At 32.9% G+C, this 18911-nt stretch carries 18 protein-coding genes; 9 read left to right on the top strand and 9 right to left on the bottom strand.

The features are described 5' to 3' along the window. Positions 1 to 9: 9 nt before the first annotated feature. The gene (locus ACMOUI_RS00720; RefSeq protein WP_418963829.1) at positions 10 to 675 is read left to right on the top strand and encodes an L-fuculose-phosphate aldolase; all 666 of its coding nucleotides are present in this window, start codon (positions 10 to 12) and stop codon (positions 673 to 675) included. Positions 676 to 700: 25 nt separating this feature from the next. Here ACMOUI_RS00720 and ACMOUI_RS00715 read toward each other — a convergent pair whose 3' ends face one another. From ACMOUI_RS00715 to ACMOUI_RS00680, 8 genes are all read right to left on the bottom strand, one after another. Beyond that, on the bottom strand, positions 701 to 3055 hold the full coding sequence (locus tag ACMOUI_RS00715) for a TIM-barrel domain-containing protein (RefSeq protein WP_418963828.1): 2355 nt from the start codon (positions 3053 to 3055) through the stop codon (positions 701 to 703). A 54-nt stretch (positions 3056 to 3109) separates the two neighbouring features. Then, positions 3110 to 4408: a TRAP transporter large permease gene (locus ACMOUI_RS00710; protein WP_418963827.1), complete on the bottom strand. Its 1299-nt coding sequence runs from the start codon at positions 4406 to 4408 to the stop codon at positions 3110 to 3112. Beyond that, the gene (locus ACMOUI_RS00705; protein ID WP_418963826.1) at positions 4408 to 4890 is read right to left on the bottom strand and encodes a TRAP transporter small permease; all 483 of its coding nucleotides are present in this window, start codon (positions 4888 to 4890) and stop codon (positions 4408 to 4410) included. Before ACMOUI_RS00705 ends, ACMOUI_RS00710 begins: the two co-directional genes overlap by 1 nt. Positions 4891 to 4904: 14 nt before the next feature. Next, positions 4905 to 5879 carry a TRAP transporter substrate-binding protein gene (locus ACMOUI_RS00700; protein ID WP_418963825.1) on the bottom strand — a complete coding sequence of 325 codons (975 nt, stop codon included), beginning with the start codon at positions 5877 to 5879 and terminating at the stop codon, positions 4905 to 4907. A gap of 30 nt (positions 5880 to 5909) precedes the next feature. Continuing rightward, complete coding sequence (locus tag ACMOUI_RS00695) at positions 5910 to 7514, bottom strand: mannitol dehydrogenase family protein (protein WP_418963824.1); 1605 nt, start codon at positions 7512 to 7514, stop codon at positions 5910 to 5912. Positions 7515 to 7541: 27 nt separating this feature from the next. Continuing rightward, positions 7542 to 8588 (bottom strand): mannonate dehydratase, encoded by a 1047-nt coding sequence (gene uxuA / locus ACMOUI_RS00690; RefSeq protein WP_418963823.1) that lies wholly within the window; start codon positions 8586 to 8588, stop codon positions 7542 to 7544. 28 nt (positions 8589 to 8616) lie between these two features. Beyond that, positions 8617 to 10020, bottom strand: coding sequence for a glucuronate isomerase (gene uxaC, locus ACMOUI_RS00685; protein WP_418963822.1), 1404 nt, complete (start codon positions 10018 to 10020; stop codon positions 8617 to 8619). A 173-nt stretch (positions 10021 to 10193) separates the two neighbouring features. Beyond that, a complete protein-coding gene (locus ACMOUI_RS00680) occupies positions 10194 to 10889 on the bottom strand; it encodes a GntR family transcriptional regulator (RefSeq protein ID WP_418963821.1) in 696 nt (231 codons plus the stop codon). Positions 10890 to 11050: 161 nt separating this feature from the next. On the opposite strand from ACMOUI_RS00680, the gene ACMOUI_RS00675 reads away from it, so the two are divergent. The 8 genes from ACMOUI_RS00675 to ACMOUI_RS00640 all read left to right on the top strand — a co-directional run bounded on the left by ACMOUI_RS00675 (position 11051) and on the right by ACMOUI_RS00640 (position 18420). Beyond that, a complete protein-coding gene (locus ACMOUI_RS00675) occupies positions 11051 to 13048 on the top strand; it encodes a BglG family transcription antiterminator (protein ID WP_418963820.1) in 1998 nt (665 codons plus the stop codon). A 73-nt stretch (positions 13049 to 13121) separates the two neighbouring features. Continuing rightward, a complete protein-coding gene (locus tag ACMOUI_RS00670) occupies positions 13122 to 13544 on the top strand; it encodes a PTS sugar transporter subunit IIA (RefSeq protein ID WP_418963819.1) in 423 nt (140 codons plus the stop codon). A gap of 11 nt (positions 13545 to 13555) precedes the next feature. Continuing rightward, the gene (locus ACMOUI_RS00665) at positions 13556 to 13831 is read left to right on the top strand and encodes a PTS sugar transporter subunit IIB (protein ID WP_418963818.1); all 276 of its coding nucleotides are present in this window, start codon (positions 13556 to 13558) and stop codon (positions 13829 to 13831) included. Between the two features lie 22 nt (positions 13832 to 13853). Next, positions 13854 to 15110: a PTS ascorbate transporter subunit IIC gene (locus tag ACMOUI_RS00660; RefSeq protein ID WP_418963817.1), complete on the top strand. Its 1257-nt coding sequence runs from the start codon at positions 13854 to 13856 to the stop codon at positions 15108 to 15110. Positions 15111 to 15186: 76 nt separating this feature from the next. After that, on the top strand, positions 15187 to 16026 hold the full coding sequence (locus tag ACMOUI_RS00655) for a transketolase (RefSeq protein WP_418963816.1): 840 nt from the start codon (positions 15187 to 15189) through the stop codon (positions 16024 to 16026). Beyond that, a complete protein-coding gene (locus ACMOUI_RS00650; protein WP_418963815.1) occupies positions 16019 to 16960 on the top strand; it encodes a transketolase family protein in 942 nt (313 codons plus the stop codon). The genes ACMOUI_RS00655 and ACMOUI_RS00650 overlap by 8 nt, the downstream gene beginning before the upstream one ends. Before the next feature lie 11 nt (positions 16961 to 16971). Then, on the top strand, positions 16972 to 17607 hold the full coding sequence (gene fsa, locus ACMOUI_RS00645) for a fructose-6-phosphate aldolase (RefSeq protein ID WP_418963814.1): 636 nt from the start codon (positions 16972 to 16974) through the stop codon (positions 17605 to 17607). Positions 17608 to 17673: 66 nt separating this feature from the next. After that, a complete protein-coding gene (locus tag ACMOUI_RS00640; RefSeq protein WP_418963813.1) occupies positions 17674 to 18420 on the top strand; it encodes a phosphatase PAP2 family protein in 747 nt (248 codons plus the stop codon). Between the two features lie 38 nt (positions 18421 to 18458). Here ACMOUI_RS00640 and ACMOUI_RS00635 read toward each other — a convergent pair. Then, positions 18459 to 18911 (bottom strand): GDP-mannose 4,6-dehydratase (locus ACMOUI_RS00635; RefSeq protein ID WP_418963812.1); only part of this gene is annotated, 453 nt, incomplete at its 5' end.

Below are 18911 nucleotides of genomic sequence, written 5' to 3'. Positions count from 1 at the left end.
GAGAATACTATGCTTTTAGAAAAAGAGAGAGAAGAACTTATTAGCTATGGAAAAAAAATGATTACAGAGGGTTTAACCAAGGGAACTGGGGGAAATCTAAGTATTTTTAATAGAGAGTTGGGATTGATGGGTATCACTCCCAGTGGTATCGCTTATTTTGATATAAAACCTGAAGACATTGTTATTATAGATGTTTCCACAGGAGAGATTGTAGAGGGTCATAGAGTTCCATCTAGTGAGTGTGATATGCATAGAATTTTCTATAAATATAGGGATGATATAGATGCTGTTGTACATACACACAGTATGTTTTCCACAACTATCTCATGTCTTAATATAGGTTTACCTCCTATTCACTATATTTTAGCCACTGCTGGAGTGGATATTAGATGTGCTGAGTATGCCACTTATGGAACTGTAAAACTGGCTAAAAATGCCTTTGAAGCCATGAGGGATAGAAAAGCTGCTCTTCTTGCTAACCATGGTCTAATCACTGGGGGAAAAACTCTAAAGGAGGCTTTTTCCATAGCTTTAGATGTTGAGTTCTGTGCTGAACTTTTCTGTAGAGCTAAGTCCATGGGTGAGCCTGTCTCTCTATCAGTTGAGGAGATGACATCCATGATGGAAAGATTTAAAAACTATGGAAAAAGAGTTGAGGAGCATGAAAAGATTTAAAAAAGCAGAGCCAATATGGCTCTGCTTATATTTTCACTACTTTTCTATTTTTAGAATCTATTACAAAAATTTGATAATCATCCTGAATAAATGCCGTATCTCCATCTTTCTCAATGCTCACTTCAATAGACTCCTCTTTTGTTTCCACTTTAACTGTTATTTTTGCACAGCTACCCATCTTATAGTTTTGAGTTAATCCATCATCTTCAAAAGATACAAATTCTGATTTCCCAGTTATTTCATTTGCATATATAACAAAGGCTCTTCTATCCTCATCCTTTGTTTCAAAACTATAGTTGTCAGTGGCATTTATAGGTAAGATAGCTCCCTCTTTTATAAATAATGGGAATGTAGCTAAATCCGCTTCAACCTCTATAGTTTGTCCACCACTGTATAGTTTATTAGTATTATAGTCATACCAAGAGTTACCTTCAGGTAGATATACCTTTCTCACTCTCTCTCCCTCAGTGACTACAGTTGCCACTAACATATCATCACCCAATAAAAACTCATCATTTTCATTAAATGTATTTCTATCATTTTCATAGTTATAGAAAGTTGGTTTCATTACAGGAGTCCCCTCTGTATGAGCTCTATAAAGTAAATTATATATATATGGAGTTATTTTTCTTCTAAAATCCATAGCTTTTTTTATCTCAGGTAACACCTCTGGATACATCCATGGTACATTAACTGTTTTATCATCATTCCAAGAGTGTATTGTAAATCTTGGATAGAAGATTCCATTTTGTACCCATCTTACAAATAACTCTGGTGTTGGTGCTGGACCTGAAAATCCTCCAACATCATGCCCTAAATTATATACTCCTGAAAGAGCTAAACTTATTGCCATATAGTTGTTATATCTCAATGTTTTCCACTCTGTTCTATTGTCTCCAGACCATGTTTGAACATACTTTTGCATCCCAGGACATCCAGCTCTTGAGATAAGGTATGGTCTTACATTTCCATCAAACTCTTTTTGCGCTTCAAAAGATGATTTCATCATAAGTAAAGTTTGAATAGGTCTTATTAACTCTATATCCAATTCCTCTCCAAATCCATTACATCTCGCTTTTGAATCCCAAATTTCATATTCATTATTGTCATTCCAAGTTGAGTCAATCCCTAACTCTAATAACTTTTCCTTTACATTTTCTTTCCACCAATCAATAGCCTCTCTATTTGTAAAGTCTATATATGCTCCATTGTCATCCCAGAACTGAACTAACTCTGGATTTTCACTATTTCTCTCTTTTACAAATAACCCTCTCTCCTTCATCTCATTAAACTTTGGATGATCATGTAAAAATGCTGGTTTTATATTAGCACAAAGCCTAACACCATTTAAATGGTAGTTATCTGTAAACTCCTTTACATTTGGGAATTTTTCATTATTCCAGTTAAATACATATCTCTTATCTCCAATAGATGTATATCCTGAAGATAGCTGGAATGAATCACATGGAATAACATGTTTTTTACAATCCTCTAAGAAGTTATTTAAGAGTTTTTGTGACTCTGGTAGATCAGTATAGGTCATAGTTGATCCTGAATATCCTATACTCCATTTTGGTGAAAAAATAGTTTTTCCTGTTAACCATGAGAATCTTTCTGTTACATCTTTTACTTGTGGACCAGCGATAACATAGTAATCTAAATCTCCATCTTTAGCTTCAAAATATCTATATAACCCATGATAATTATCTAGCTCTGTTCCCATTTCAAAAGTAACTGTTGAGAAGTTATCATAAAATAATCCAAATGAATATTTAGTCTCTGGATTTCTAGTTATATAAAATGGTATATGTTTATATAGTGGATCACTATATTCTGCATCATACCCCATTGGATCTAGATTTTTCATTCTCATTCTTCTAAAGTGTTTATTTACTTTTCCACTTTTTTCTCCAAATCCAAAGTATTGCTCTTTTAAGTCTCTTTCTAAATAGTGATATATATTTTCATCCCAATATCCGAAATTATAAGCTTGAGTTTTTCTATCTTGAGCTATCTTTACCCATTCATTTTCAACTTTTCCAAACCAAGTCATCTTCATACCATTAAGATTTACTATAACTTTTAAAATCTCTGTTGAGATAGTCACTGTATCTTGAGTTTCTAGAATTTCAAACTCTGGCAGTTGGAATACAGAGTGATCGAATCTATCTCTTCCCTCCATTGGAAAATCCTCCATTCCAGGTGTTACAGTCCAAGTTTTTCCAAGCTTTAATCTCCCCTCTTTTAAAAACGTCACTTTAAATATGTCTTTTTCTAAAATCGAAATTTTTACCTCTAAATTTAACTCTTTTGAAGCAAATGTTACTATATTCTCTCCATTGTCTACTTTCTCAAATAGATAGTTCAATTTTATTCCCATAATATACTTATGAGGGTAAATTTACTTTACCCTCACCCTCCTTATACAATCTTTTTATAATAATTTAAATAGTTTTGGTAGCCCTAAACTTATCCATGGAATATATGTTATCATTAAAAGCGTTATAATTAAACCAATGAAGAATGGTATCAACTCTTTTATCACCTCTTCAATTTTTACCTTAGCTATTCCACACCCTATAAATAGAACACTTCCCACTGGTGGAGTACAAATTCCTATACATAAGTTCGATACTAACATTATTCCAAAATGCACAGGATGCAATCCCAACTTTGTTGCAATTGGTAGGAATATTGGTGTAAATATTAAAATCGCTGGTGTTAAATCCATAAATGTTCCTGTTATCAATAGAATAACATTCATCAATAATAGAATTATAATTTTATTATCTGATAATCCTAAAATTGCATTTGTTATAAATTGAGGTATTGTTGAAAATGCCATTGCCCAAGACATTATGCTTGACGCACCTATTAGAAACATTATTATTCCAGTCATTTTTATTGTATCTTTAAAAATTGTTTGCATATGTTCAAACGTTAAACTTTTATAGACTACAACTGATAGGAACAGCGTATATACTACCGATATTGCAGAAGCCTCTGTCGCAGTAAAGATTCCTGCTATTATTCCACCTATAACTATAACTATTAATAATAAACTTGGAATGGCATCTAAAACAACTTTTGTCGCTTCTCCAAATGAAACTTTTTCTTCAACTGGGTAGTTATTCTTTTTAGCAATAAAATATGCGATTATCATAACACTAAGTCCCATCAGTATTCCAGGTATATAACCTGCTACGAATAAAGCTCCTATAGATGTTCCTCCACTCACTAAAGAGAAAACAATTAGAGATCCACTAGGTGGAATAAGTAGCCCTGTTGGTGATGAAGCTATATTTACTGCCGCTGAGAATTTTGGATCATATCCCTCTTTTTTCTGTAAAGGATCCAATGTTCCCCCAATGGCTGCTGCTGCCGCTACTGCTGATCCAGATATCGATCCAAATAGCATATTTCCTAGAACATTAACTTGAGCCAATGACCCTGGTAATCTTCCACCGATAAGTTTAGCAAAATTAACTAACTTTATAGCAATTCCACCAGTATTCATTATACTTCCTGAAAGAATGAAAAATGGTATTGCTAGCAGTGTAAAGCTATCCATTCCAGTTATCATCTTTTGAGCTGATGCTATAACTGCCACATCAAAAGGTAGATTAATAAGTATTGTTAAAAAAGAAGCTAACCCAATTCCTATAGATATTGGTGTTCCTATAGCTAATAGGATAAAAAAACTTATAAATAAAACACTTATTGTCAAAGCCATTATCTATCCCCCTCCTTTAAAATACCTTTTAATTCAACTATATCTATTAACATATATAACAGATTTATTACTCCTGAAATAGGAAGTATTGAATATACAACTCCCATAGGGATTTGTAAAGATGGCGATAGCTGCCCCATTGTATTCAATGACAGTTGTCCTCCTCCAATTACTTGAACCAACAGTATAAATATCAATATGATTATTGATATCAATATCTGCAACTTTACTGTTTTCTCTTTTGATAGTTTACTAAAAAGAAGATCTATTGACAGGTGAGCCTTTACTCCAAAAGAGTATGTTGCTCCCAATAGTCCTACCCATATTAAACTGAATCTTGAAAACTCATCTGTGAATGTACTTGGATTATTTAATACATATCTTGATATAACCTGCCAAGTAACCGCTAAAACTAGCAATGTTAAAACTAGCGAGGAAAATAAAATGATTATTTTATTTATCTTATTTCTTATGCTTTCCATTATTAGCTCCCCTTTTAATTTGTATTTTGAATAGAGTTGATCAATCTTGCCATTGTTTCATTTTTCATCAACTCACTGTACATAGGTTTAACTTTCTCTTGAAATGGTTTTTTATCTGGATGTACAAACTTTACATTCATCTCTTTGGCCTGCTCTATCTGTATTTTTTCCATCTCATCCCATAGGGCTACCTGATATTCAAAAGCTTCCTCTGCTGACTCTTTAAAGATTCTCTTTTGCTCATCATTTAGCTTTTTCCAAGTAGAATTACTAATAAAGAAAACATCTGGTACAATTGTATGTTCATCATATGAATAAAACTTTGATACCTCTCCATGTCTATCTGTTGTTATAGCTGAAATATTATTTTCAGCTCCATCTACAACTTTTTGTTGCAGTGCCGTATACAGCTCCCCATAAGACAGTGGTGTTGCCGTTCCACCTAAGTATTCAACCATTTTTATAGCTGTATTACTGGGCTGAACTCTTATTTTTAATCCCTTTAAATCATCTGGTGATTCAATTGGTTTTGAACCATAAAAGTTTCTAGTTCCCGCTGTAAAATAACCTAATCCCACGAATCCACTTTTTTCAGTCATCTCTAAAAACTCATCACCAACAGGACTTTTTAACACTTTTAAAAAGTGATCATAACTATTAAATAGGTATGGCATAGAAAAAATTGCATACTCTTTAACAAACCCCTCTATTGGAGAGGCACTAGCTTTTGTCATATCAATAGCACCAGCTTGCATCAACTCAATTAACTCCCTCTCTTGACCTAATTGTCCATTTGGAAATATTTGAATCTTTACCTCTCCATCTGTTTTTGTTTCCACTAACTCAATAAACTTTAACATCCCCTTATGTACTGGATGTGTTTCACTTAAACCATGAGCTAATTTTAAATTTAAATTCCCACTATTCTCCTTTTTACTACAACCTAAGATTGTAAAAAGTGTGATAATTAAAAAAATTATTTTTTTCATAACCTTTTGCTCCCCATAAATTCTGTCTTTTTATTTTATTTCTAAATATTTATGTAAAGTATTTCTAACTGCATCCTCCCCAGATAGCATTTCCACAAAATAATTTTCTATTAAATTAGAAAGTCCCACTTCCTCTAAGTTAACTCCAAATATTCTTTCATTTGTAAGAACAGTTCTCAGTTGCCCTTTATAGCTCTCAGGTTTCCCAAACTCAATACCTGCTAGCTCTCCTTTAAGCATCTCTAACATTGGGTCACTACTTATTGATCTTTCCAATCCTTTATCATCTACCCCTAGAAGATATCTAAACCACCCAGCTAAAACCAGTGGAATATATTTTAGTGATTTAACATCTAAATTTTCATCAGCCACATATGACTTTATAGTCTCTCCAAATCTGATAGCTATCTTTTGAGATGTATCAGTAGCTATTCTTTCTGGTTGATCTGGAATATATGGATTTAAGAATCTCTCATCTATAACCTCATCTATAAAGGCCTTTGGGTCAATTATTTTTGGACTTTCAACAACTTTTAAAGCCTCATTATAACCAACCTCTTTTATTAATCTGTTTAAGTCCTCATCACTTGCAGCATCATAAATTGATTTCTTGTTTAAGATACATCCAAATATTGCAAGTGTTGTATGTAGTGGATTTAAACATGTAGTTACTTTCATCTTCTCTGTTTTTTCAACAGTCTCTCTATCTGTTAAAAATACCCCTGCTGCCTCTAAGTTGGGTCTTCCATTTGGAAATTTATCCTCAACTATAAAGTATTCTGGTATTTCAGCATTAACAAAAGGAGCTACAAAGCTATTTCTATTTGTAATAACTGGTGACATATTTTCAAACCCTAACTTCTCCAAAGAGATTTTTACCTCTTCAGCTGGTCTTGGTGTGATTTTATCTATCATAGTCACAGGGTAAGATACTTTTGATTCATCCTTTAAGTATGTTAAGAACTCATCTTCAACATATCCATTTTTATTCCAAGCTATAGCTATCTCTAAAACAGCTGCCTTTATTTTATCCCCATTTCCAGAACAGTTATCCATGCTTACTAAACTTATTGGTGTTCCATTAGTTTTAAATCTTGAGTAAAGTAATTTTGTAATTAAAGCCATCACATGTTTTGGAGAAGTGAATCCATTTTTAAAATCCTCCTCTATAACTGCAAAGTAGTTTCCAGAAGGATCTTTCAAGTTATAACCCTTTTCAGTTATTGTAAAACTAATCATCTGAAGTGAATCTTTTTTTACAATCTCCTCTAAAGTTTTGAAATTTTCATCTGTAGCTTTTATTGATTCAACAATACTACCGATTATCTCATTTTTGAAATCTCCATTTTTATTTAATGTCGTTAAGATAGTTAAGTTATCAAATGGTGTGTAAGCCTTGTCTATAATCTCTGTGTCAAAGCTCTCTGCCACAATAATCCCTGTATTCTCTAGATTCTTTTCAATTAAAACTTGTTGTACTTTCCCCATGTATGCTCTAAAGATATTTCCAGCACCAAAGTGTAACCACTTTGGTGTTTTTAAAGTTTCCTCTTTTACTTTTTCAATATCATATTTTGGTACTATTACCCCTAATGAACCATCTATGTTTTTTATATCCTTTAAGTTTAATCTCATCTTGCTATCTCCTTTTGTTAATAACTATTACTTTAACTTAGAAAGAGTTTCCCAGATTCCTGTTATATAACTTGCTCCTAAAGCTCTATCATATAACCCATACCCTGGTTTCCCTGTTTCTCCCCAAATCATTCTTCCATGATCTGGTCTTAAATATCCATCAAAGTTATTCTTGTGAAGTGCTGCCATAATCTTAACTATATCTAATGAACCGCACCCTGAGTAGTGAGCTGACTCTTCAAAACTCACTCCATCTTCAAGAAGTTTTACATTTCTTACATGCATAAAATGAATTCTTCCCATTGCACTGTATTTATCTACTAATCTCTCCATATTGTTGAAGTTAGCACATCCCAATGAGCCTGTACAAAGAGTTAATCCATTGTATTTATTATCAACTAATCCTAAGAATCTATCCACATTTTCCTCACATGTTATGATTCTTGGAAGTCCAAAGATTGGCCAAGGTGGATCATCTGGATGAATAGCCATTTTTACATCAGCCTCTTCAGCCACAGGGATAATCTCTTTTAGGAAATACTCTAAATTAGCCCAAAGCCCCTCTTGCCCTATGTTTTTATATCCTGCAAATAGCTCTGCCAACTGCTCTTTTGTATAACTTGAATCCCATCCTGGTAGTGATAGATTACTGTTTAATGGATCCAGTGCATCAACTTGATCCTTATAGTAAACAAGTGCTGTTGAACCATCCTCTAACTCTTTATCTAACTGTGATCTAGTCCAGTCAAATACAGGCATAAAGTTATAACATATAACTTTAACTCCAGCAGCTCCTAAGTTCTTTATATTTTGCTTATAGTTTGCTATATACTCATCTCTTTTCCCAATACCTAACTTTATATCCTCATGTACTGGTACACTCTCTATAACATCAAATTTTAATCCAGCTTTTTCAACTGTCTCCTTTAAAGCTAATATCTTATCCATTGGCCAAACCTCTCCAACTGGAACATCATATATAGCTGTTACAATACTATCCATCGTTGGAATCTGCTTTATATATTCCAGTTTTACTGGATCAGATTCTCCATACCATCTAAATGATAATTTCACTTTCTCCTCCTTAAAATATCTATATTAATTAAATTTCTAACTTAAAGTAGTTCTTTGCATTGATGAAGCAAATCTCTTCAATCATCGCTTTTAAAATATCCTCATCATAGGGAACCTCTCCATCCTCTACCCAAGTTCCAATAAGGTTACAAAGTATTCTTCTGAAGTACTCATGTCTTGTGTATGATAGGAAACTTCTAGAGTCTGTAAGCATACCTACAAATCTTCTTAAAAGTCCCAGTTGAGATAGAGCTGTCATTTGACGAATCATTCCATCTTTTTGATCATTAAACCACCATCCAGATCCAAACTGAATCTTTCCTGGAGTGTCACTATTTTGGAAGTTTCCAATCATCGTTCCAAGAACCTCATTGTCTTTTGGATTTAAACAGTAAAGAATTGTCTTTGGAAGCTGTCCATCTATATCCAAGCTGTTTAAGAGTTTTGATAAAACTTCACCATAGTTATTGTCTGCTATTGAGTCAAAACCAACATCTGCACCCAATTTTTTAAACATTCTTTCATTGTTATTTCTAAGAGCACCCATATGTATCTGCATTCCTAGATTGTTTTTATAATATATTTTTCCAAGAGCTAAAAATATCTCAGTCTTATAGATATCGGCTTCCTCTTTTGTTAAGCTCTCTCCTTCTAATCTCTTAGAAAAGATTGTCTCTATTCTGTTCTCAGTATCTCTTCTATAAAAAGGGGTCTCTAAACTATGGTCAGTTACAACACAACCATTTTCCACAAAGAACTTAACTCTTTTGTCTAAAACCTCAATAAGTTTTTCAAAAGAGTCTATCTTTTCATTTGAAACTGTCTCCAGTCTCTCTAACCAGATTAAATAATCCTCTTTTTCCAAGTATATAGCCTTATCTGGTCTAAAAGTTGGAAGAACTTTTACTTTAAAGTTTTTATCCTTTAAAACCTCCTGATGAAATTCCAAAGTATCAGCAGGGTCATCTGTTGTACAAAGAGCTTTTACATTTGATCTCTCAATAAGTCTCTTAGCTGTAAACTCACTCGTTTTTAAAAGCTCATTAGCTCTATTCCAAATACTTTCAGCTGTTTTTCTAGTAAGTATCTCCTCTATTCCAAAGAATCTCTTTAACTCTAGATGAGACCAGTGAAAAAGTGGGTTTCCATAAGCGTATTCCATAGTTTCTGCAAAAGCTAAGAACTTCTCATAGTCAGTTGCATCTCCAGTTATATATTTTTCATCTATCCCATTTGATCTCATAGCTCTCCATTTGTAGTGATCACCATAAAGCCAAATCTGTGTTATGTTTTCATAGCTCTTATTCTCAGCTATCTCCTTTGGATTAAGGTGACAGTGATAGTCAAATATAGGCATCTTTTCTGCGTATTCATATAATTTTTTACTTATAACATTTTTTAATAAAAAATCTGAATCCATAAATTTTCTCATAGAAACTCCTTTCAAAATCTCTTTGTATTAGTTGTATGCAAGTATGATATCTAATCTTATAGATTTTGTCAATAATTTTTTTCGTACTGTTTTTAGACTATAGTGTTTGTTTCCAAATAAAAAGCACCTAAAACACAGTGTTTAAACTGCATTTCAAGTGCTAATTTTATTTTTTACTTAGTACAAAAATATTCTGGATATTTTGCCTCATATTTTTTGATCACATCTCTATAGTTTAAAAGATGTTTCTCTATCAGTGTATCTATATTTTTTTCATCCCTATTTTTTATCAGTTCCACTATTCTGATATGCTGATTTAAAGTGGCTTCAATATTTGTTTTTTCCAAAGCATCTAAAAGTCTCAATCTATCATAGTGAGTGGATAATCTTTTTATAGCTTTCCAGCTATTTTTTTTATTGTAGTGTTCAAATAGAATATAATGAAACTCATTGTCTAAAGTGAAAAACTCATGTAGGTCTCCATCAAAATTTAATATTATCTTTTGGTACTCTATATTCTTTTCCAACTTCATTACTAACTCATCTGTATCCCTATCTTGACAAGCCATCTTTAAGATTCTCTCCTCACAAGTCTCTCTAACAAATATAGCTTCCTCAACTAGATTATAGTCTATCTTAGATACGAAAGAACCTCTCTGTGGAAAAACTTGAAGTAACTTCTCCTCAACTAATTGAACAATAGCTTCTCTCAGTGGAGTTCTACTCACATTTAATAACTTACTTAACTCTATCTCCCCTATTGATTCCCCTGGTTTTAAATTTAGATTCATAATATTCTCTTTCAATACCCTATATATGTATTGTCTTGTGTTCTCATTTGAATTTTTACTTGCCCCTTGTAATCGCATCCTTTTCTCTCCTATTTATTCTTTTCTAAGTATTATACCAATATTTTAAACAAATGTATACTAGTCATACCGTTTTTATATTTTAGAAAACATAATTAACCATTTTAACATTAGGTTTTACATGTTATAATCAAATTAAAAAAATACTAAAGGAGTTATTTATGTTAAATAGTCGTTCAACTTTAATTTTACAAAATCTAATACTACATAAAAAAGAGAGAGGTTTAAAAGAGCTTTCTGAAGAGTTAGAGGTCAGTGAAAGGACTATACGTTATGAGTTGGAAAAGATCTGTGAACTACTTTCAGAAAACTCCATTGATTCAATAGAGGTATCAAAGGGTGTTATTAAAATATCTAACTTTAAAGCTCTTGAAGAGTTTTTAAAGGCTAACTACGATAAGACCACATTCTCCTCTGAAGAGAGAGAACTATATATTCTGATGCTTATTCTCTTTAAAAGAGTTATAAATCAGGTTCAACTCTCTGAGGAACTAGATATCAGTAGAAGTACCATTAAACTCCATCTTAAAGAGCTTAAAGAAACACTTGATAAGTATCATCTTTCATTGGAGATATGCCATAAAAAGGGGCTTGAATTAGTTGGAAAAGAGGAGGATATCAGACAGTGTCTTTTAAAATTTTTAACAACTGTTAAGAATAGAAAAAATATCTTTTTTAAAAATATATTAAAGGAGTATCTATCTGTAAATGAGGAGGGAATTAAACTATTTTTAAACTACTGTCAAAAAATTATGGATAGAATAATCTCTGATGAAGCTTATCAGATTATTAAAAACTACCTAAAAATAGCTATTCTTATGGTTAAAGCTGGTCATCATATAGATAGAATTAAAAATGAAAACTTCTTAGAAAATACAAAGGAATATGAGGCTGTTAAAAAGGGAAGCACACTTTTAGAGGCACACTATGATATTGAGCTTTCTAAGATTGAATATCTAAAAATTACAGATTACTTTTTAGGAAGTCATACATATAACTTAAACTACTCATATTATGAAAACTGGGTAGAGATGGAGATTCTGGTTAAAAAGTTAATCACAGAATACAATAAGAGAGTGGATGTGGATATATCTCAAGATGAAACTTTAATAGATGGATTATTAAACCATATTAAACCCACTATATACAGAATCCAAAATGGAATTGAACTTGAAAACTCAATATATCAGGAGGTTTTAGAGAGTTATCCACAACTTTTTGACATCACCTCTGAGGTACTAGAGGATCTTGAAGATTTTATAGATAAGAAGTTTACAAAGGATGAGATAGCCTTTATAACAATACACTTTAAAGCTGCCATAGACAGAAATAGAGTTAAGAGTAAAAATAAAAAAAAGGTGCTTCTTGTATGTGGGTTAGGTTATGGAACTTCAAAACTTCTGGCTCAACAGATTAAAGAGTTCTATTCACTGGATATTGTGGATATTATTCCAAGTCATCTTTTAACAAAATCTTTAGAGAAAAATCCTGTGGACTATATAATTACCACTTTAGATTTAGAAAATGTGGGTATAACTCAACCTATAATTAAAGTTAATCCCCTTCTTTCCAATGAGGATATGGAAACTTTAGAGAGCTTTAATGTCCCAAGACGTAGTAAAAAGGTTCTTTTTTCTCAGGTTTTAGAGGTCATTGAAAAAAACACCACAATTGAGAACAAAGATAATCTTCTAACTCAACTAAAAGAGTTACTTGATTCAACTTTGGTGGACGATATTTCTCCAAAAAAACTTACAATTTTTGACTTGTTAGAAAAAAAACATATAAAAGAGGATGTTTTAGCTAGTAGTTGGCAGGAAGCTGTGCAATTAGCCGGAGAGATTTTAGAAAAAAATGGATATGTCACAAAAAAATATACTGAAAATATGATTGAGATTATAGAGAAATATGGTGGGTATATTATTCTAGCTCCCAATATGGCTTTCCCCCATGCCAGAAATGAAAATGATGTCTTTAAAACCGCTTTTTCCCTAATAACACTGAAAGAACCTGTGCTTTTTCCAAATGACAGATTGGTAAAAACTGTTGTGGCTTTTGCATCAAAAGATAACAAAGAACATCTTGATCCCTTTGTTCAACTTGTAGAAATTGCCAATGAAAAAGGGTTTAACATAAGTAATTTTGTAAAAAAATTTTGAATAAAATAGAGAGTTTATTTTTATTTTTTCTTGAAATATAATTAGAGCATAAAGATAACTGGAGGATATTGAGATGATAAAAGAACTTTTAAAAAGTAACATTCAAATCCTACCTCAAGTTGATAGTTGGGAGGAAGCCATAAAGATAGCTTCCAGCCCTCTTCTAGAAAAGGGATATATTGAACCTAGATACATTGATACCATGATATCTAAAGTCAATGAACTTGGATTTTACATTGTCCTTTCTGAAGATGTGGCAATGCCCCACTCTCGCCCAGAGGATGGTGTTTTAAAAATGGGAATGGCCATGTTAAAGCTGGATAAGCCTGTAAAATTTGGAAATAACGATATTCAAATTGTAATAACCTTAGCAGCTAAAGACAATGAATCCCATATAGATGCTTTAACAAATTTAGTTGAGCTTTTAAATGATGATGAAAAGATTAAAAAAATTAAATTGGCAAAAACAAATCAAGAGATTTTAGAGATAATATAGGAGGTTTTTTTATGAAAATATTAGCAGTTTGTGGATCAGGTTTAGGAAGTAGTTTTATGTTAGAGATGAATATTAAAAAGGTTTTAACTCAACTTGGTGTTGATGCAGAGGTAGAACATACAGACTTAGCATCAGCTACTGAGGGATCGGCTGACATCTTTATTATGTCATCAGATTTAGCTAATAGTACATCACTTAAAAATGTTATTTCACTTAACAGTATTATCAACCTTGCAGAACTTAAAGAGAAGCTTGAAGAGGTTTTAAAAGCTAAAGGGGTTTTATAAAAGGAAAAGGGAGTGGGTAGAGATGTTAAATGTTATTTTGGACATTTTAAAAGTTCCAGCTATTTTAGTTGGTTTAATCTCATTAATCGGTTTACTGTTACAGAAAAAAAATGCTTCAGATACGATTAAGGGAACTATTAAAACAATCTTAGGATTTATTATTATCGGTGGTGGAGCTGGTATCTTAGTTGGTGCTTTAGTTCCATTTGGTGAGCTATTTGAAGTTGGTTTTAACGTTCAAGGTATCGTACCTAACAATGAGGCTATAGTAGGGATGGCCTTAAAAGAGTATGGTACTGCAACAGCACTTATTATGGCTTTTGGTATGTTAGCAAATATCTTAATCGCTAAGTTTACACCTTTAAAATATATATTCTTAACTGGTCATCACACTTTCTATATGGCTTGTATGATTGCAGTTATTCTAGCAGTTGGTGGACTGAGTGGAACTACATTAATTGGGGTAGGAGCATTGGTACTTGGATTTATTATGGCTTTCTTCCCAGCTATTGCACAACCAACTATGAGAAAAATCGTTGGTTCTGATGATGTAGCCTTTGGTCACTTTGGTACAGTTGGATATGTTTTATCAGCTTGGGTTGGATCTCTTGTTGGAAAGAACTCTAAATCTACTGAGGAGATGGCTCTTCCTAAGAACTTAAGTTTCTTAAGAGATAGTTCAATCTCAATCTCTTTAACTATGAGTATTTTATATATTATAGTTGCTGTTGCTGCTGGTCCTGAATATGTTGAAAAAAATCTAAGTGGTGGACAAAACTATATCGTATTTGCTATTGTTCAAGCTATCACTTTTGCTGCTGGGGTATACGTTATCCTTCAAGGTGTTAGACTTCTTCTTGCAGAGATCGTTCCAGCTTTCACTGGTATCTCTCAAAAGTTAGTACCTAATGCTAAACCAGCACTGGATTGTCCAATTGTTTTCCCATATGCACCTAATGCTGTTTTAATTGGATTCTTAAGCAGTTTTGCTGGTGGTATCATTGGACTTTTAATTCTAGGACAACTTAGAATGACTCTAATTCTACCTGGTGTTGTACCACACTTCTTCTGTGGAGCTACTGCAGGGGTTTTCGGAAATGCAACTGGTGGTAGAAAAGGAGCAACTATTGGAGCTTTTATTCATGGTCTTTTAATAACATTCCTACCTGTGGCACTACTTCCAATTTTAGGAAGTTTAGGATTTGCCAATACAACATTCTCTGATGCAGACTTTGGAGTTGTAGGAATTATTTTAGGATATATTGTAGGTTATTTCTAAAATTTATAGAACTATATTATGGATACCTTAATAGGTATCCATAAGTTTTTACAAGATATTTAAGTAGGAGGTTTTTATGAGCGATATTATCCAGATGGAAAAGTTTGCTAAAGATATTCGAAAAGAGACATTAAAGATGCTTTTAAATAGAGGTTTTGGACATATTGGTGGAGCTATGTCCATAGTAGAAACTCTGGCAGTTCTATATTCAAATATGAAAATCAATCCCCAAGATCCAAATAGCTTAGATAGAGATTTCTTTGTTCTTTCAAAGGGACATGCTGGTCCTAGCCTGTATTCAACACTGGCTTTAAAAGGGTTTTTCCCTATGGAAACACTCTCTACACTAAATGACAATGGAACTACTCTACCCAGTCATCCAGATAGAAATCTAACTCCAGGAGTTGATATGACAACTGGTTCTTTGGGGCAGGGTATCTCTGCTGCCACTGGAATAGCTCTTGGACTTAAAAGAGATGGTAGTGATAGACAGGTTTACTGTATTGTTGGAGATGGAGAGTTAAATGAGGGGCAGTGTTGGGAAGCTATCCAATTTGCTGCTCACTTTAAACTGACTAACTTCACACTTTTTGTAGATAACAATAAAAAACAATTAGATGGAACAACAAAGGAAATCTGTGAAACTTTTAGTATTCTAGAGAAGCTTAGAAGTTTTGGTTTCCACTCTATGCAGGTTAAAGGTGACTCTGTTGGTGAGATAAATGCAGCCTTAAAAAGCGATAACTTTGGAAAGCCTAAAGCTATTGTCTTAGATACTGTAAAAGGTCAAGGTGTTAAGTATTTTGAGGATTTAAAAGCAAATCACCACGTTAGATTTAATGATGAGATGAAGGGAGTTCTTCTTTGGGAGATTCAAAACTTTGAAAAGGGTGATAAGGAGGATGACAATGAGTAATCTTATATTAGAAACTACAGAGATGAGAAGAGCATATAGTGAAACACTGAAGGAGCTTATTAGTAAAGATAAAAACGTATATGTTTTAGAAGCTGATCTTTCTGAAGCTATCACAACAACATCTATTGGTGTAGATTATCCCGATAACTTTGTAAACTGTGGAATTATGGAAGCGAATATGGTAGGAGTTGCAAGTGGGCTATCTCTTCTTGGAAAGATCCCTTTTATTCATACTTTTAGTCCATTTGCTACCAGAAGATGTTATGACCAGATATTCCTATCTGGAGCTTATGCAAAAACTAATATTAAGATTTTAGGATCTGACACTGGTATTACATCTCAGCACAATGGTGGAACACATACATCATTTGAAGATATAGCTCTTATGAGAGAGATACCTGGTGCAACAGTTATCACTGCCACTGATTCAACTATGTTAAAATACCTTTTACGTGAGATAAAAGATATATATGGAATCCACTATATTACAACTATTAGAAAAAATGCTTATAAGATATATGATGAGAATGAAAAATTTGAAATTGGAAAAGGAAAAGTCTTAAAAGATGGTAAAGACTTAACGATTATTAGTAGTGGAATAATGGTTGCTGAAGCTTTAAAGGCCGCTGAAGAGATGGAAAAAACTGGACTCTCTGTTGCTGTTATTGATATGTTTACCATTAAACCATTGGATAAAGATCTTATTATTGAATATGCTAAAAAAACTGGAAAGATTATAACAGCTGAAAACCACAATGTTTTAGGTGGTCTTGGAAGTGCCATTGCAGAGGTTCTTGTAGAAAACTGTCCTGTCCCTATGAAAAGAGTGGGCGTGGAAGATAGATTCGGACAGGTTGGAACTCAAGACTTCCTACAAAATGAGTATGGTTTAACAGCTAAAAAAATTATAGAAAAAGCAAGTGAACTTGCTTAGGGAGGAACACTATGAAGATTTTTATTGACACTGCCAACGTTGAAGAGATTAGAGAGGCTGCAAAAATGGGGTATATCTCAGGAGTTACTACAAACCCATCACTAATTGCTAGAGAGGGTAGAGATTTTAAGGAGGTTGTAGCTGAGATTTGTGATATTGTAGATGGACCTATCAGTGCTGAAGTTATCTCTTTAAAAGCTGATGAGATGATAGCTGAGGCTATGGAGCTTACAAAAATTCACAGCAATATAGTTATTAAGCTTCCTATTACAAAGGATGGTTTAGAAGCGTGTAGACACCTTGTAAATAGAGGTATTAAAACAAATGTAACACTTATCTTCTCTGCCAATCAAGCTCTTTTAGCTGCAAGAGCTGGAGCTACTTATGTTAGCCCTTTCCTTGGAAGACTTGATGATACTGGAGTAAATGGTATTGAGTTGATAAAGGAGATATCTGAGATTTTCAAAGCTCATAATATTGAGAGTGAGATTATAGCTGCTAGTATAAGAAACCCTTATCATGCTAAGGAAGCTGCTAAGGCTGGGGCACACATTGGAACTATTCCATACTCTGTGCTTTGTAAAATGTTAGAGCATCCTCTTACTGATGCGGGAATTGCTAAGTTTTTAGCTGACTGGAATAGATAATTAAAAGAGAGCCAGAATTAACTGGCTCTTATTACACTTATTAAATTTTTTAGGAGGTAGCGAGCGATGGTAGGTATAGGGACGATATTTTTAATCTATTTAATTGGTTACATTTTAATTAAGAGAAGAGACCTTATTAAATTAAACCTAAGAGTACAAAGAGTGCAATATATATTGTATGTTGTTTTTATTATACTTTTACTTTTTGTAATAAACTTCTTGGATCAAAAAATGGCCTTTATGGTATCCAGTAGATACCCCCAAGGGTTACCAGCTAATTATCCTCTAGTAAATCAGAACCTAACTGTATTTTTTCAAACAGTATCACATTTAGGTGAACCAGATTATATAGCTCTAGCTGCGCTACCTGCCTTTTTCTATGTGAGACATAAAAACAATAAAAAATTGGAAACTTTAATTTTAAGTGCCATTGTTATAATGATGTTTGGGTCTTTAATATCAACTGTCTTAAAGATTATCTTTATGAGAAGTCGTCCATATGTTGAGGGAAATAACCTAGGATTCTATTTTCTAACTGATGTCTTACAAAAGAGAATCCCTTACAATAAAGACTATATGTCTTTCCCATCAGGGCATACAATGGTAGCTGCTTGTGGATATTTTTTCTTAGCTATGATGACTGATAAAAAATATATAAAACTATTTTGGATAGCTCTTCCTATACTGGTTGCAATGTCCAGAGTGTACCTATCTTTCCACTGGACAAGTGATGTATTTGCAAGTTTACTACTTGGGCTTTTCTTTGCTAAAAAGTATAAGGATACTATTGATCCAGCTTCCCTAAAAGATTAAAAACTAAAAAACCAGACTAAATTTTTAGTCTGGTTTTTCTATCTATTATTATACATAACTTCATAGTATTTTTGGTAATCTCCAGAGGTTACTTCCTCTACCCACTCTTGATTGTTTAAATACCATCTAATAGTTTTTTCTATTCCCTTTGTAAATGGTGTTTCAGGATACCAACCTAGTTCTGTTACTATCTTAGTTGGATCAATAGCATATCTCGCATCATGTCCTAATCTATCTTGTACATAAGTTATTAAATCATAGTTTATACTAGTTAAATCTGTAGTTAAAACTCTTTGGTACTCTGGTTCCTCTTTCATAATTCTAGCTATTGTATCTATTGTTAGTTTTATTATATTGATATTTTGCTCCTCATTAAATCCACCAATATTATAGATTTCATGTGGTTTAGCATTAGATATCACCATATCTATTCCTTTACAGTGATCCGTTACATACAGCCAATCTCTAACATTATCTCCTTTGCCATATAC

Source organism: Cetobacterium sp. (assembly GCF_048470075.1).
Classification (GTDB): domain Bacteria; phylum Fusobacteriota; class Fusobacteriia; order Fusobacteriales; family Fusobacteriaceae; genus Cetobacterium_A.
The sequence above is the reverse complement of the archived record's forward strand: the minus strand, read 5'-3'. Positions and strand labels throughout refer to the sequence as shown.

What these genes read in the sequence shown, in the direction of transcription:
- ACMOUI_RS00640 (WP_418963813.1), top strand. Translation starts at nt 17,674, where the DNA reads ATGGTAGGTATAGGGACGATATTTTTAATCTATTTAATTGGTTACATT.
- uxaC (WP_418963822.1), bottom strand. Translation starts at nt 10,020, where the DNA reads ATGAGAAAATTTATGGATTCAGATTTTTTATTAAAAAATGTTATAAGT.
- fsa (WP_418963814.1), top strand. Translation starts at nt 16,972, where the DNA reads ATGAAGATTTTTATTGACACTGCCAACGTTGAAGAGATTAGAGAGGCT.
- ACMOUI_RS00680 (WP_418963821.1), bottom strand. Translation starts at nt 10,889, where the DNA reads ATGCGATTACAAGGGGCAAGTAAAAATTCAAATGAGAACACAAGACAA.
- ACMOUI_RS00700 (WP_418963825.1), bottom strand. Translation starts at nt 5,879, where the DNA reads ATGAAAAAAATAATTTTTTTAATTATCACACTTTTTACAATCTTAGGT.
- ACMOUI_RS00695 (WP_418963824.1), bottom strand. Translation starts at nt 7,514, where the DNA reads ATGAGATTAAACTTAAAGGATATAAAAAACATAGATGGTTCATTAGGG.
- ACMOUI_RS00655 (WP_418963816.1), top strand. Translation starts at nt 15,187, where the DNA reads ATGAGCGATATTATCCAGATGGAAAAGTTTGCTAAAGATATTCGAAAA.
- ACMOUI_RS00675 (WP_418963820.1), top strand. Translation starts at nt 11,051, where the DNA reads ATGTTAAATAGTCGTTCAACTTTAATTTTACAAAATCTAATACTACAT.
- ACMOUI_RS00715 (WP_418963828.1), bottom strand. Translation starts at nt 3,055, where the DNA reads ATGGGAATAAAATTGAACTATCTATTTGAGAAAGTAGACAATGGAGAG.
- ACMOUI_RS00710 (WP_418963827.1), bottom strand. Translation starts at nt 4,408, where the DNA reads ATGGCTTTGACAATAAGTGTTTTATTTATAAGTTTTTTTATCCTATTA.
- ACMOUI_RS00720 (WP_418963829.1), top strand. Translation starts at nt 10, where the DNA reads ATGCTTTTAGAAAAAGAGAGAGAAGAACTTATTAGCTATGGAAAAAAA.
- ACMOUI_RS00670 (WP_418963819.1), top strand. Translation starts at nt 13,122, where the DNA reads ATGATAAAAGAACTTTTAAAAAGTAACATTCAAATCCTACCTCAAGTT.
- ACMOUI_RS00665 (WP_418963818.1), top strand. Translation starts at nt 13,556, where the DNA reads ATGAAAATATTAGCAGTTTGTGGATCAGGTTTAGGAAGTAGTTTTATG.
- ACMOUI_RS00660 (WP_418963817.1), top strand. Translation starts at nt 13,854, where the DNA reads ATGTTAAATGTTATTTTGGACATTTTAAAAGTTCCAGCTATTTTAGTT.
- ACMOUI_RS00650 (WP_418963815.1), top strand. Translation starts at nt 16,019, where the DNA reads ATGAGTAATCTTATATTAGAAACTACAGAGATGAGAAGAGCATATAGT.
- ACMOUI_RS00705 (WP_418963826.1), bottom strand. Translation starts at nt 4,890, where the DNA reads ATGGAAAGCATAAGAAATAAGATAAATAAAATAATCATTTTATTTTCC.